This is a genomic window from Ectopseudomonas toyotomiensis (genome assembly GCF_900115695.1).
Classification (GTDB): domain Bacteria; phylum Pseudomonadota; class Gammaproteobacteria; order Pseudomonadales; family Pseudomonadaceae; genus Aquipseudomonas; species Aquipseudomonas toyotomiensis.
In genome coordinates, this window is sequence record NZ_FOXK01000003.1 from 175,413 (window position 1) to 189,266 (window position 13,854).

11 protein-coding genes are annotated in these 13,854 nt (G+C 62.5%); 9 read left to right on the forward strand and 2 right to left on the reverse strand.

Annotated features, from left to right (window positions below; genetic code table 11):
- The first annotated feature begins 27 nt into the window (after positions 1 to 27).
- From BM186_RS07075 to BM186_RS07120, 9 genes are all read left to right on the forward strand, one after another.
- On the forward strand, positions 28 to 738 hold the full coding sequence (locus BM186_RS07075; protein WP_072424600.1) for a response regulator transcription factor: 711 nt from the start codon (positions 28 to 30) through the stop codon (positions 736 to 738).
- Positions 735 to 2,072, forward strand: coding sequence for a sensor histidine kinase (locus tag BM186_RS07080; protein WP_074914119.1), 1,338 nt, complete (start codon positions 735 to 737; stop codon positions 2,070 to 2,072). Before BM186_RS07075 ends, BM186_RS07080 begins: the two co-directional genes overlap by 4 nt.
- A gap of 323 nt (positions 2,073 to 2,395) precedes the next feature.
- Positions 2,396 to 4,480 carry a TonB-dependent receptor domain-containing protein gene (locus tag BM186_RS07085; RefSeq protein ID WP_074914120.1) on the forward strand — a complete coding sequence of 695 codons (2,085 nt, stop codon included), beginning with the start codon at positions 2,396 to 2,398 and terminating at the stop codon, positions 4,478 to 4,480.
- 99 nt (positions 4,481 to 4,579) lie between these two features.
- Positions 4,580 to 5,542, forward strand: a complete 963-nt coding sequence (locus BM186_RS07090) for a siderophore ABC transporter substrate-binding protein (RefSeq protein WP_074914121.1) — start codon at positions 4,580 to 4,582, stop codon at positions 5,540 to 5,542.
- Positions 5,543 to 5,707: 165 nt separating this feature from the next.
- Positions 5,708 to 6,613 (forward strand): cysteine synthase CysM, encoded by a 906-nt coding sequence (gene cysM / locus BM186_RS07095; protein ID WP_017677484.1) that lies wholly within the window; start codon positions 5,708 to 5,710, stop codon positions 6,611 to 6,613.
- Positions 6,613 to 7,971 (forward strand): 23S rRNA (uracil(1939)-C(5))-methyltransferase RlmD, encoded by a 1,359-nt coding sequence (gene rlmD, locus BM186_RS07100; protein WP_074914123.1) that lies wholly within the window; start codon positions 6,613 to 6,615, stop codon positions 7,969 to 7,971. The genes cysM and rlmD overlap by 1 nt, the downstream gene beginning before the upstream one ends.
- 134 nt (positions 7,972 to 8,105) lie before the next feature.
- Positions 8,106 to 10,349 carry a GTP diphosphokinase gene (relA, locus tag BM186_RS07105; RefSeq protein WP_021490068.1) on the forward strand — a complete coding sequence of 748 codons (2,244 nt, stop codon included), beginning with the start codon at positions 8,106 to 8,108 and terminating at the stop codon, positions 10,347 to 10,349.
- A 154-nt stretch (positions 10,350 to 10,503) separates the two neighbouring features.
- Positions 10,504 to 11,334 carry a nucleoside triphosphate pyrophosphohydrolase gene (gene mazG / locus BM186_RS07115; protein WP_074914124.1) on the forward strand — a complete coding sequence of 277 codons (831 nt, stop codon included), beginning with the start codon at positions 10,504 to 10,506 and terminating at the stop codon, positions 11,332 to 11,334.
- A gap of 193 nt (positions 11,335 to 11,527) precedes the next feature.
- Positions 11,528 to 12,067: a DUF2058 domain-containing protein gene (locus tag BM186_RS07120; RefSeq protein WP_074914125.1), complete on the forward strand. Its 540-nt coding sequence runs from the start codon at positions 11,528 to 11,530 to the stop codon at positions 12,065 to 12,067.
- Between the two features lie 42 nt (positions 12,068 to 12,109).
- On the opposite strand, the gene BM186_RS07125 is transcribed toward BM186_RS07120, so the two are convergent.
- Both BM186_RS07125 and BM186_RS07130 read right to left on the reverse strand, forming a co-directional pair.
- Positions 12,110 to 12,382, reverse strand: coding sequence for a Rho-binding antiterminator (locus BM186_RS07125; protein ID WP_074914126.1), 273 nt, complete (start codon positions 12,380 to 12,382; stop codon positions 12,110 to 12,112).
- A gap of 122 nt (positions 12,383 to 12,504) precedes the next feature.
- Complete coding sequence (locus BM186_RS07130; RefSeq protein ID WP_074914127.1) at positions 12,505 to 13,752, reverse strand: OprD family porin; 1,248 nt, start codon at positions 13,750 to 13,752, stop codon at positions 12,505 to 12,507.
- Positions 13,753 to 13,854 lie beyond the last annotated feature (102 nt).

Consider the following 13,854-nt stretch of genomic DNA (forward strand, 5'->3'; position numbering starts at 1 on the left):
CTCATTCTGCATCTTCGGTTTCTCTCCATGAACGCCAGCTCCACTTCTCCAGCCCGGATCCTCGCTGTCGAGGACGACCCTCTGCTTGCCAGTCATCTGCAGTCTCACCTGATGGCCCGTGGTTTCGACGTGACCCTCAGCCATGACGGCAGTGATGGCTTGCGCTTGGCTGAGAACGAGGATTTCGATCTGATCCTGATGGACATCCTGCTGCCCGGCACCAATGGCCTGGTGGCGCTGCAGCAATTGCGCCAGCGCCGCAGTGTGCCGGTTCTGCTGATGTCTGCGTTGGGCGATGAGCAGAACCGCATCGCCGGTTTCAGTCAGGGCGCCGACGACTATCTGCCCAAGCCTTTCAGCCTGGGCGAGCTGAGCGTTCGAGTGGACGCGATCCTGCGGCGTGTCGCCTATGAGCGCCGCGAGCCGCAGTCGAGTACAGAGGGCAACGGTTTGCAGTTCGACGAGGGCCGTAGCGATGTGGCTTTTCGTGGCGCCTGGGTCGGCCTGACGCCCAGCGAATACCGGGTGCTGGAGCTGCTCTGGCGGCACAAGGACGAGGCGCTGAGCAAACCCTTCCTTTATCAGCAGGCGCTGCGCCGCGCATACGCTCAGCACGACCGCAGCCTGGACATGCACGTCAGTCATATCCGTCGCAAATTGCAGGCCGTCGGCTACGAGGCCACACGTGTCGACACCGTCTGGGGCAAGGGCTACATCCTGACGCAGGCCGGGGCATGAACCTGCCGGGGCGACATTCGCTGCTCTGGCGGCTGGCCGGAGCATTGGCGCTGTTCTGCCTGCTGCTGGTCAGTCTGCATGTGGATGTCGGCCGTGAGCTGATCGATGCCACGTCCTACTTGCCCGAGTCCACCCGGCAGACGCTCAAAGGCTATGCCCGGGAGGCGGAAACGACGTGGCGCGAGGAGGGCGCAGCAGGCGTCGATGCCTTTCTGCAGCGGCTGCAGGAGCGTGAGCAGATCTGGGCCGTGGTGGTCGATCAGCACAAGGACTCGCTGTCCTCGCAAACCTTGACGGCCGAACAGGCGCAACGCCTCGATTTCGTGCGCAGGCTGGAGTTCCCGGTAGGGCGGCCAGGCGGCACGCCGACCTTCTACATTCCTTTCAGCGACGGCAATGCTCGGCTGGTGATGGAGTTGCCGCAGCGTTTGAACCCGCGCAAGTACAACGAACTGTGGGAGTTGCTGCTGCAGCGCGTGCTGCCGGCGGTGCTGGCCGTGGTCGTGGCCGTTCTGCTGTATCGCTTGCTGATCGCTCCGCTGGCGATCCTTAGGCGTCAGGCCGCGGCACTCAGTGCAGGCGACCTGTCTGCTCGGCTCGGGCCGCAGGTGACACGGCGCAAGGATGAGCTGGGTGAGCTGGCACGAACCTTCGATCATATGGCCGAGCGCCTGCAGGGCACCGTGGCGTTCCAGCGCCAGTTGCTGCGCGACCTGTCCCATGAGCTGCGCACGCCGTTGGCCCGCTTGCGTGTGGCGGGGGAGAGCGAACAGGACATCGAGGCCCTGCGTCAGCGCCTGGTCCGTGAAGTCGAGGAAATGGAAAAGCTGGTCGGCGACGCGTTGGAGCTGGTGTGGCTGGATACCGAACGGCCCAGCTTGCCGCTGGAAGAGGTGGACATCGTCAGGCTCTGGGATGTGCTGAGGGAAAACGCCGGCTTCGAGACGGGCTGGCCCATCGAGCGCATGCCCTGCGAGTTGCCGGCTGATTGCCGGGTGCTAGGCAATCTCAACGGCCTGGCGCAGGCGTTGGAGAACATCCTGCGCAATGCCATTCGCCACTCGCCGGAGGGTGGTGTGGTGCGCCTGGCCGGACAGCGCGAAGGGGACCAATGGCTTTTGTGCATCGAGGATCAGGGGCCGGGTGTCGCCGAGAGCGAGTTGGAGAACATCTTTCGTCCCTTCACCCGGCTCAGCGCGGCTCGTCCGGGTGGTGACGGCTTCGGCCTGGGGCTGGCCATTGCGCGCAGCATGATCGCTACCCAGGGCGGGCACCTGTGGGCAGAGAATGCACGGCCTGGGCTGCGACTGAAGCTGCGGCTGAAAAGTGTATAGTTCGTAAATTAGATTTACTCTCAAATGTAAATTCTTACTATTTGCGTCTGACCCGGCAGGGCCGGCAAGTAGTAGCGCTTCTTTTTCTTCCTAGTGCTCGCTCTCGATGGCGTGTTGTCCATCGGAGGCTTTGCCACGGCCCTTTCGATTGGCTTCGGCCGTTTGCTCCCGCTGACCATGGCGGAGCTTGCTGCCGATGTTCCGAGTTGGGTCAGCCGGTGAAGCCTATGTCCGGGGGAGTGCAGGGTTCGAGTTCCTGTGCAGGACGGCCGCTGGCAACAAGCCGACAACTCGATTTACCTTGATCACTGGGAGCAATCCACATGTCACTCAACCAGCAACGTCTCGCTGCATCGTCTCGGCCTCGATTCAACAGAACCCTGCTGGCTGTCACGCTGGCCTCGCTGGCCTGTTCGGCGGGTGCCGAGGAAAAGTCCGAGCAACTGGAGCTTGGGGCGGTAGTGGTCACCGCTACGGGTTTTGAGCAAAGCGTCAAGGATGCGCCTGCCGCCATCACCGTCATCTCCGCAGAAGAACTGAAGAAGCGCTCCTACACCGATATCACCGACGCGCTGAAGAATGTCGCTGGGGTGCAGATTGCCGGTGGCGGCGTGGAGCGCTCGATACAGATCCGCGGCATGACCTCGGGCTATACGCTGTTTCTGATCGATGGGCGGCCGATGCAGGGCAACGACTCCTTCGGCCTCAACGGTACCCAGAACGGTACGCCAATCAATTTCCTGCCACCGATCGAGGCGATCGAGCGTATCGAGGTCATTCGTGGCCCGGCTTCGTCCCTGTATGGCTCCGATGCCATGGGCGGGGTGATCAACATCATCACCAAGAAAATCCGCAACGAGTTCGCCGGTAGCATCACCACCGAGTACAGCCTGGCCGATAGCGCCAACAAGGTGAACGAGGACGGTTATCAGACCAGTGCCTATCTGAATGCGCCGCTGATCGAGGATGTGCTGGCCCTGCAGGTCAACGGTTCCTTCCTGCACCAGGATGAAAGTCATTTCCTCGGCGGTGACGACAGTGCTGCCTCTGACCCCAGGTACAGAAGAAGCAATCTGGGCGGCAAGCTGGGTTGGAACATCGACGAGCAGAACCTGGTCACCTTCAACTACAACGAGGCGCTGCAACGCCGTTGGGCCAATCCGGGCAAGAGCATCGACATGGCTGACGAGCCGAGCTACAACGAGTCGATTCTCAAGACCTACGCCATAACCCACGAAGGGCGTTACGACAACCTGCTGCTGGATACCTACGTCAACTACGACACCTCGGAGAACCCGACCCGTGTCAACGCCAATACCGGCAATGGCATCGAGTACAACGTGCTGACGGCCAACACCCAGGCCACCTATTTCCTCGGCTCTCATGCGCTGACCGGCGGCCTGACCCACAAGTACGAAGAGCTCAAGGACGGTGCCAGCAGCGGTCTGCGTCCGCCGGTCGTACCGGTAGCCGATGCGGTGGTAGAGATGGAGCGCTACCAGAACTCGATCTTCCTGGAAGACAACTGGAGCCTGACCGACGACCTGTCGCTGACCTTGAGTGCCCGCTACGACGACAACGAGGCATTCGGCAGCGAAGTCAGTCCCAAGGTCTATGCCGTCTATCACCTGACCGAGAACTTCACCCTCAAGGGCGGCGTGACCTCCGGCTACAAGGCGCCGAGCCTGCGCCAGGCCGCAACCGATTTCGGCTCCAGCTCCCGGGGCGGCGTCATCATCGGTAACCCCGAGCTGACGCCGGAAACCAGCCTCAATCGCGAGATCGGCATCGGCTACGAAAACTTCGATCTGGGCCTCAACACCACCTTGACCGTCTACCAGACCGACTACAAGGACAAGATCAACCGCACCGGTCGCGTCTGCCAGCCGAACGTGCCCTGCGTGTACAACGGCACCGCCTATCCGGCGCATCAATACGGCTACACCGCCTACGAAAACGTCGACGAGGCGGAGCTCAGGGGCGTCGAGTTCACCCTCGACTACCAACTGCTCGACAACCTGATTTACCGCCACAGCTACACCTACACCAGCACCGAACAGAAGACCGGCCAGTACAAGGGCGAGCCGCTCAACGACATGGCCAAGCACATGTTCAACGTTTCGCTGGACTGGCAGGCCACGCAGCAGCTGAACCTCTGGACCCAGCTCAACTACCGGGGCGAGACATCCGGTCGCTGGCAGACCGGCACCAGTGGCGCCGCCAGCAACGGCGTGACCTATCCGGCCTATACCTTTGCCGATATCGGCCTGGTGTACCGGCCAAGCAAAGATCTCAGCCTGAAGTTCGGCGTGTACAACGTTACCAACAAGGAAGTCACCACCGACGATGACTATGCCTACAACCTCGATGGCAGGCGCTACGTGTTCGGCCTGACTCAGAGCTTCTGAGGCGCTGCACATCGCCCAGGCCGCCCTGCGCTGGCCTGGGCCGCCAGTTCCTGGTGCGCTGCTACGGCAGCACACCGCACTCAATAGCGAGGAATCCATATGACGCTGTTCAAGCGTAGCCTGATCAACCTGCTGCACCTTGGCATGCTGCTGTGCGCCGTGTCGGCCCATGCCGCCTACCCACTGGTCATCGAGCATGGCCAGGGCAGCCTGACCCTGGAGCAGGCGCCCACGCGCGTCGCGGTGTTCGATCTGGGCGTACTCGATACGCTCGACGCCCTGGGCATCGCCGCCGCTGGCGTACCGCAGATGGCCGGGCCGGCCTACCTGAAGGCGAAATACGAAGGGCGCAAGACCGTCAATGTTGGCACCCTGTTCGAGCCGGATCAGGCGGCTTTGGAGCGTCTCAAGCCGGACCTGATCATCATCGGCGGTCGTTCCAGCAATCGGTTCGAGGCGCTTTCGGCGCTGGCGCCGACTATCGACCTGAGCATCGCCCCAGACCACTTCCTGGCGGGCGTGCAGGGTAATCTGAAAGTGCTGGGCGAGATCTTCGACAAGCAGGCGCAGGCTGCACAGCTCCAGGCACAGCTGGATAAGGAACTGGCTGCCGTTCATGCAAAGACTACCGGCCAGAGCTCGCTGACGCTGTTCACCGTCAATGACGCGCTGATGCTGCATGCGCCGGGCGAGCGTTTCGGCATGCTCAACGAAGTGCTGGGTACTCGCTCGGTGGTCGAGTCGGTGGATCCTGCGAGCGTTGCGCAGGGGCGTCCGGCGCCGGATTCGCCCGAGGCCAGGCAACTGCGCGAGCGGCAGAAGGTGCGCCTGGAGGCGGCGTTGAAAGAACAGCCGCAGTGGTTGGTGATCCTCGACCGTGGAGCGGCAACCGGCGGTGAAGGCAAGGCCGACGAGACGCTGGGCAAGCATGCCGGTATAGCAACCAGCAAGGCTTGGGCCGATGGCACGGTGTTCTATCTCGATCCGGCGACCTGGTATATCGCCACTGGCGGCTATCAGGGCCTTATTAGCACTCTGAAGGCTTTCGCTGCCGCGCAATAAAAGAGGCGGCATATGGCCCGGATGCAGTCCGGGTCACTACCAGACAATCCCGGATTGCATCCGCGGCAAGGCTTGATCACCGCCTGCAACCGATCATGGCGTGATGAAGCGACGGGTTCGGCGTATCATGATGCCCCTTCGCGTCAGTCTGGATTCGAGCGACCCATGACCCTGCAATTCCCCACCATTGCCGACTGCATCGGCAATACCCCCCTGGTACGCCTGCAACGCCTGGGCGGTGAAACCAGCAACACCCTGCTGGTCAAGCTGGAAGGTAACAACCCGGCCGGTTCGGTCAAGGATCGTCCGGCACTGTCGATGATCAACCGCGCCGAGCTGCGTGGCGATATCCAGCCTGGCGATACCCTGATCGAAGCCACCAGCGGCAACACCGGCATTGCCCTGGCGATGGCGGCGGCGATCAAGGGCTACAAGATGATCCTGATCATGCCGGACAACTCCACCGCCGAGCGCAAGTGGGCGATGACCGCCTATGGTGCCGAGCTGATCCTGGTCAGCAAAGAGGAGGGCATGGAGGGCGCCCGTGATCTGGCCGAGCGGCTGCAGGCCGAGGGGCGCGGCAAGGTGCTTGACCAGTTCGCCAACGGTGACAACCCCGAGGCGCATTACAGCGGCACCGGCCCGGAAATCTGGCGCCAGACCGGCGGAACCATCACCCACTTCATCAGCTCCATGGGCACCACCGGCACCATCATGGGCACTTCGCGCTACCTCAAGGAGCAGAACCCGGCGATCCAGATCGTCGGTCTGCAGCCGCAGGAAGGCTCGGCCATCCCCGGCATCCGTCGCTGGCCGCAGGAGTACCTGCCGAAGATCTATCAGGCCGAACGTGTCGATCAGGTGATGGACATGGGCCAGGCCGAGGCCGAGCACGTCATGCGGCGCCTGGCGCGGGAAGAGGGCATCTTCTGCGGTGTTTCGTCCGGCGGTTCGGTGGCCGGCATGCTGCGCCTGTCGCAACAGGTGGAGAACGCGGTGCTGGTGGCGATCATCTGCGACCGTGGCGACCGTTACCTGTCCACCGGCGTTTACGAAGAACCGGCGCACTGATGGCCAGACGCAGTTCCAACCTGCGCTTTCAGCCCAGCGGCGGCAGCCGTGCGGCGCAGGTTCCAGTCGGCAAGAAGCAGAAGCTCGCCATCGAGCGCCTGGCCGGTGACGGTCGCGGCATCGCCTTCGAAGGCGGGCGCACCTGGTTCGTCAGTGGCGCTCTGGCCGGCGAGCAGGTCGAAGCGCGGGTGCTCAGCGCCCGCAGCCAGACCGTCGAGGCGCGCGCCGAGCGCATCTTCATCGCCAGCAGCGAGCGCCGTGAGGCGCCCTGCATGCACGCCGACCGCTGTGGCGGTTGCAACCTGCAGCACATGCCCCATGCCGATCAGTTGGCCCTGAAACAGCGCACGCTGGCCGAGCAGCTGTCACGTCTGTGCGGTGTGCAGCCGGATGAGTGGGCCGCGCCGCTAGCCGGTCCTGAATTCGGCTACCGCCGCCGCGCGCGTATCGCCGTGCGCTGGGACGCCAAGGCGCGTCAGCTGCAGGTCGGCTTTCGTGCAGAGGCCAGCCAGGACATCGTCGCCATCGACGACTGCCCGGTGCTGGTACAGCCTTTGCAGCCTATTTTTCGCGCGTTGCCGGCGTTGCTGCGCAGCCTGGAAAAACCGCAGGTAGTCGGGCACGTGGAACTGTTCAGTGGTACTGCCGAAGCGTTGCTGCTGCGGCACACGGCAGCGCTGGCGGAGGCTGATCTGAGCCGCCTGCGGGCATTCTGCAGCGAGCATAGTGCGCAGCTGTGGCTACAGGGCGAAGGACAACCGCAGCCTGAAGAGCAGAGCGCCGAGCTGGGCTTTGAATTGCAACGCTGGCACCTGCGACTGGCTTATCGGCCGGGCGATTTTGTGCAGGTCAATGGTCTGGTCAACGAGGCGATGGTCGCTCAGGCGCTAGACTGGTTGGCAGTGCAACCTGGTGAGCGGGTGCTGGATCTGTTCTGCGGCCTGGGCAATTTCGCCCTGCCGCTGGCGCGTCAGGCTGCTGAGGTAGTAGCGGTGGAAGGTGTCGAGGCGATGGTGCAGCGGGCCGCTGGTAACGCGCACAACAATGGCTTGGACAATGCGCACTTTTTTCGTGCCGATCTGTCCAACCCGCTGGCCTCCGAGGCCTGGGCGCGTGGCGGTTTTACCGCGGTGCTGCTCGACCCGCCACGCGATGGCGCGTTGCAGGTGGTGCGTGGGATGAGTGAGTTGGGCGCGCGGCGCCTGGTCTACGTCTCCTGCAACCCGACGACCCTGGCGCGCGATGCGGCCGAGCTGGTGCAGCAGGGCTATCGCCTGCGCCGTGCCGGGATTCTCGACATGTTCGCGCAGACGGCGCATGTCGAGGCGATGGCTCTATTCGAGAAACCCGAGACTTAGGTCTTGGGCCAAAGCGGTACGTTCGGTACCGCAGGGATGTGCAGGATGCGTATTCTTTCAGTTAATCCGACCGGCTCAGAGAAGGCCGGCGACTGCTCGGTGCGACCTATGCGCGCCGTAGGGAAGGTAAGACGATGGTTCAGGTGAGAGCGCATCAGCCAGTCAACGATGACGGCAGCATCAATCTCGAGGCCTGGTTGGAGCATGTCACTCGCGTCGATCCGGCGCTGGATCGTCAGGCATTGCAAGAGGCCTGCGAGTTCGCCCGTGATCTGGAGCAGCAGGCCAACACCACACCGCATCACTGGAGCGAGGACGCATCTACATTCCGTGCCGGCCTCGACATCGCAGAAATCCTCGCCGATCTCAAGCTCGATCAGGATTCGCTGGTCGCGGCGATCATTTATCGCGGCGTACGTGAAGGCAAGATCACCCTGGCTGCGGTGCACCAGCGCTTCGGTCCGGTGGTGGCCAAGCTGATCGAAGGTGTGCTGCGCATGGCGGCGATCAGCGCCAGTATCAATCCGCGTGAATCGGTGGTGGTCGGCTCGCAGACGCAGGTCGAGAACCTGCGCAAGATGCTGGTGGCCATGGTCGATGACGTGCGCGTGGCGCTGATCAAACTGGCCGAGCGTACCTGCGCCATTCGCGCAGTCAAGGAAGCCGACGAAGAGAAGCGTCAGCGCGTGGCGCGCGAGGTGTTCGACATCTACGCGCCGCTGGCTCACCGCCTTGGTATCGGCCACATCAAGTGGGAGCTGGAAGACCTGTCCTTCCGCTACCTGGAACCTGAGCAGTACAAGCAGATCGCCAAGCTGCTGCACGAGCGTCGTCTCGATCGCGAGCAGTACATCAACGACGCCATGGCCCATCTGCGTCAGGAACTGGAAGCCACCGGCATCAAGGCCGACATCAGCGGCCGGGCAAAACACATCTATTCGATCTGGCGCAAGATGCAGCGCAAGGGTCTGCAGTTCAGCCAGATCTACGACGTGCGTGCGGTGCGCGTGCTGGTGCCGGAGGTGCGCGACTGCTACACCACCCTGGGTATCGTGCACACCCTGTGGCGGCACATTCCCAAGGAATTCGACGACTACATCGCCAACCCCAAGGAAAACGGCTATCGCTCACTGCACACCGCCGTGCTCGGGCCGGAGGGCAAGGTGCTGGAGGTGCAGATCCGCACCCACGCCATGCACGAAGAGGCCGAGCTGGGTGTGTGTGCGCACTGGCGCTACAAGGGCACCGACGTCAAGTCCGGCTCCAACCACTACGAAGAGAAGATTTCCTGGCTGCGTCAGGTCATCGAGTGGCACGAGGAGCTTGGCGATATCGGCGGTCTGGCCGAGCAGCTGCGCGTCGATATCGAGCCGGATCGGGTTTACGTCTTCACCCCCGACGGTCATGCCATCGACCTGCCCAAGGGCGCCACGCCGCTGGACTTCGCCTACCGCGTGCACACCGAGATCGGTCACAACTGCCGCGGCGCCAAGATCAACGGGCGCATCGTGCCGCTGACCTACAGCCTGCAGACCGGCGAGCAGGTGGAGATCATCACCAGCAAGCAGGGTACGCCCAGTCGTGACTGGCTCAACCCCAATCTGGGCTACGTCACTACCAGTCGTGCGCGGGCCAAGATCGTCCACTGGTTCAAGCTGCAGGATCGCGACCAGAACGTCGCCGCCGGCAAGCAGTTGCTCGAACGCGAGCTGGCGCGCCTGGCCCTGGTTGGCGCGGACTTCGACAAGCTGGCCGAGAAGGCCAACCTGAAAACCGCCGAGGACCTGTTCGCGGCCCTGGGCGCTGGCGACGTGCGCCTGGCCCATGCGGTCAACCTGGCCCAGCAACTGCTCGAGCCGGAGCGTAGCAACGAGCAACTGGAACTGATCCCGCGCAAGGCGCAGGGCTTCAAGCCGGGCAAGCGTGGCGATATACAGATCCAGGGCGTCGGCAACCTGCTGACGCAGATGGCCGGCTGCTGCCAGCCGCTGCCGGGCGACCCGATTGTTGGCTACATCACCCTCGGCCGTGGCGTCACCATTCACCGTCAGGACTGCCCGACTGCGTTGCAGCAGACTGCGCGCGAGCCGGAGCGGATGATCCAGGTGAGCTGGGGGCCGGTACCGGTGCAGACCTACCCGGTGGAAATCGTCATCAAGGCCTACGACCGTTCCGGTCTGCTGCGTGACGTGACCCAGGTGCTGCTCAACGAGAAGCTCAACGTGCTGGCGGTCAACACGCGTTCGAACAAGGAGGACAACACCGCCTCCATGTCGATCACCGTGGAGATTCCCGGGCTCGATGCCCTTGGCCGTCTGCTGGCGCGTATCGGTCAGTTGCCCAATATCATTGAGGCGCGTCGCCACCGCGTATCTTAGGCTTCGTACGGAAAGTGCCTGCGCTCGGTGATGCTGCGTTGAAATCGCTCTCAGAATGCTCATTTACAACATGTAAACTGCGCTTCTTCGAGCGATTTCGCCTTGCCTGACCTTCGCTCGACGACTTTTCGTACAAACCCTAGCGAGAGCTTTCATGTATCGACTCGACGACCTGCTGCACCTGATGGCCCGTCTGCGTGATCCGCAACACGGCTGCCCGTGGGACCTCAAGCAGAACTACGCGAGCATCGTGCCCTACACCCTGGAAGAGGCGTACGAAGTGGCCGATGCCATCGAGCGCAGCGACTTCGAGCATCTGCCGGGTGAGCTGGGTGATCTGCTGTTCCAGGTGGTCTACTACAGCCAGCTGGCGCAGGAAGAGGGACGCTTCGACTTCGCTCGGGTGGTCGATGGCATCACCAGCAAGCTGATTCGTCGCCATCCGCACGTTTTTCCCGATGGTGATCTGTACGGGGCGCCGGACGCGGCCAAGCTTGAAGAGGCAGCGGTCAAGCAGCGTTGGGAAGAGCTAAAGGCCGAGGAGCGCGCTGAAAAGGCCGCCGAACCCGAGCAGCTCTCCCTGCTCGATGATGTACCGAGCGCGCTGCCGGCACTGTCGCGTGCAGCCAAGCTGCAGAAACGTGCCGCCCAGGTCGGTTTCGACTGGCCCGATGCTTTGCCGGTGGTGGACAAGGTGCGCGAAGAGCTGGATGAAGTGCTCGAAGCCATGAGTGAAAACGATGCCGAGGCGGTGGCCGAGGAGATCGGCGATTTGCTGTTCGTCGTCACCAACCTGGCGCGCCATCTGAAGGTGGACCCGGAAGCTGCGCTGCGTGCGGCCAACGGCAAGTTCGAGCGGCGTTTTCGCTTTATCGAACAGAGCGTACGTGAGGCTGGGCGCAGCATGGACGGTTGCTCGCTGGAGGAGCTGGACGCCCTGTGGGGCGAGGCGAAGAAGCTGGAGAAGCAGTCGCCTGGCTGTTGAGCCCTATAGACGGCGGCGTTCCGATTTATCCGCGAAGCCTTTGCTGTCCGCCTTTCGCGGTTGAAGCGGTTCGCCGCCCGGTCGCTCCTAAAGGCTGGAGCCGCCGCTGCTTAGCCCTTATGCTGGGCGCCTTGGACTGGCAGCGCGAATCTGCGTCGCTGCCGCAACTGAATCATGTTCGGGATCTTTATTCATGGGTCTTTCCCTGCGCGACCAGCTGCTCAAAGCCGGCCTGGTCAATGAAAAACAGGCCAAGCAGGCTGGCAAGCAACAGCAAAAGCAGAAGCGTCTTGTGCAAAAAGGCCAGGCCGAACTGGATGACAGCACACGCCAGGCCGCGCTGCAGGCGCAAGCTGAAAAGGCCGCACGTGATCAGGAGCTGAATCGTCAGCAGCAGGAAAAAGCCGAGCAGAAAGCCCGCACCGCGCAGGTCAAGCAACTGATCGAGCTTTCACGCCTGCCCAAACTCGATGGCGAGGATTACTACAACTTCGTCGATGACAAGAAGGTCAAGCGCCTGCCGGTCAACACCATGGTGCGCAACAAGCTTTCCAACGGCTGGCTGGCCATCGTCCGTCATGGCGGTGGTTACGAGATCATCCCGCGCGAGGCCGCGCTGAAGATTCAGGAGCGCGATGCCTCGCGCATCGTCCTGCTCAACACCCATGTCGAAGAGCCGGATGCCGACGATCCTTACGCGGCCTATCAGATTCCTGATGATCTGATGTGGTAATGGCGCATCACGGGACGTCGTGCGCACCGCGACGCCCTGCGATCAGCAGCGATTGCCGCTCAACAGCACTCGACCAAAACTGGCGCCTGCATCCTGTGGGGTGATCGCCAGCAGGCGGTCCATGCGCAGGCGCAGCTCGCCGTCGGCCGTGCGCACCAGCAGAAACTCTTCCTTGCTCGCCGTGGTTTCGGTGGTCAAGGCCTGGCCCAGTAGGGTCGAGCCGTCGACCAGTTCGATATCCAGTTGATAGCGGTGCATGCAGGCGATCTCCAGATAGTCGTAGAGATCACAGGCCAAGGGTTGGTAGTTGTCCATCGAGTCGTCCTCCGCGCTGGCTAGAGCCTAGCCGAGAAATGACCCTGGCTGTTTTCCGCGGCGATAAAGAAACGCCGCAACCCGATACCGGTGTTGCGGCGTTCTCTTTCCGTTGGTGGGCCTTACATTAACGGAATGGTGTAGCTGACGATCAGACGGTTTTCATCCAGGTCGCCAATGCTCGCGTTGGAACGCACCATCGCGTTACGCCAGCGCACGCCGAGGTTCTTCAGTGGGCCTTCCTGGATGATATAGCTGATATCCACGTCGCGTTCCCATTCCTTGCCGCTTGCGCCACCCACGCCGTCGAAGCCGTCACCGGTCACGTAGCGGACGAATGCCGTCAGGCCCGGAATGCCATAGCTGGCGAAGTTGACGTCATAACGTGCCTGCCAGGATTTCTCGTCCTTGCGGGTGAAGTCGAGAATCTGGATGTAGTTGACGATGTAGGGATCGGTCTCGGTCAGGAAGGGGAAGGCATTGTCGCCACCGACCTTCTGATAACCCACGCGGAAAGTGTGCGCACCAATGCCGGCCCAGAGGTTGACCGAGGTCAGGTCGTTATCCAGCTTGCCGCCGAGTTTGCGGCCGTTGTCCTGGGAGTCGAAGTAGGCCAGGTTGGCGCCCAGCTTCCAGTCGCCGATCGGCTGCACGTGGATCAGGTTGTACAGCTTCTGATCATAGATATCTTCCAGCTCGCCGTACCACACACCGACCGTGGTGTTGCCGCCATTGAACTTGTAGTCGCCGCCGGCGAAGTTGTAGCGGTCGCTTTCGCCGCCGACGTTGGTGGCGGTGATATCCACCCTGTCGGTGGACGCGCGTTGATTGACTTCACGCAGTTGGCCGCCATTGAGCGTCAGACCGTCGATTTCCTGCGAGGTGATCATGCCGCCGGTGAACACCTGCGGCAGCAGGCGCGAGTCGCCGGAGGAGACGATGGGCAGCTTGGGCATCAGCCCGCCGACCTTGCCGACGGTCTTGGAAATGCGTGCCTTGACCGCGCCGCTGAGCTCGGAATATTCGTCCGGCCCCTCGTTGCCGAAAGCGTTTGGCAGCAGGCCGGTGCCGGCGCGTTCATCAGACGAGTCGAGCTTCAGGCCCAGGCCGGCATAGGCGTCCAGGCCAAAGCCAACGGTGCCTTCGGTGAAGCCGGACTCGGCCTTGAGGATGAAGCCCTGTGCCCATTCCTCGCGTTTGGACTGCTGGGCAGCCGTCGTGTCGCGCAGGTCGCGATTCATATAGAAATTGCGCAGCTCCAGCGTCGCTTTGCTGTCGCCGATGAAGTCAGCCTGTGCCAGGCTCGGCATGGTCAGGCTGGCGCCCAGCGTGGCGAGGGCCACGGCGCGGGCGAGGGGAGTTTTACTCATTATTGTTGTCTCCTCGTTGTTATTAGCAGGTCGGCCACGATGTGACCGGCCAGTTACGGCGCGATGAAATAAAGCATCTCGATAGCGAGTCGACTGTAAGAC

Excerpts from the sequence above, each read along its gene's own strand:
- BM186_RS07075 (WP_072424600.1), top strand. The coding sequence starts at position 28 with ATGAACGCCAGCTCCACTTCTCCAGCCCGGATCCTCGCTGTCGAGGAC.
- BM186_RS07080 (WP_074914119.1), top strand. The coding sequence starts at position 735 with ATGAACCTGCCGGGGCGACATTCGCTGCTCTGGCGGCTGGCCGGAGCA.
- BM186_RS07085 (WP_074914120.1), top strand. The coding sequence starts at position 2,396 with ATGTCACTCAACCAGCAACGTCTCGCTGCATCGTCTCGGCCTCGATTC.
- BM186_RS07090 (WP_074914121.1), top strand. The coding sequence starts at position 4,580 with ATGACGCTGTTCAAGCGTAGCCTGATCAACCTGCTGCACCTTGGCATG.
- cysM (WP_017677484.1), top strand. The coding sequence starts at position 5,708 with ATGACCCTGCAATTCCCCACCATTGCCGACTGCATCGGCAATACCCCC.
- rlmD (WP_074914123.1), top strand. The coding sequence starts at position 6,613 with ATGGCCAGACGCAGTTCCAACCTGCGCTTTCAGCCCAGCGGCGGCAGC.
- relA (WP_021490068.1), top strand. The coding sequence starts at position 8,106 with ATGGTTCAGGTGAGAGCGCATCAGCCAGTCAACGATGACGGCAGCATC.
- mazG (WP_074914124.1), top strand. The coding sequence starts at position 10,504 with ATGTATCGACTCGACGACCTGCTGCACCTGATGGCCCGTCTGCGTGAT.
- BM186_RS07120 (WP_074914125.1), top strand. The coding sequence starts at position 11,528 with ATGGGTCTTTCCCTGCGCGACCAGCTGCTCAAAGCCGGCCTGGTCAAT.
- BM186_RS07125 (WP_074914126.1), bottom strand. The coding sequence starts at position 12,382 with ATGGACAACTACCAACCCTTGGCCTGTGATCTCTACGACTATCTGGAG.
- BM186_RS07130 (WP_074914127.1), bottom strand. The coding sequence starts at position 13,752 with ATGAGTAAAACTCCCCTCGCCCGCGCCGTGGCCCTCGCCACGCTGGGC.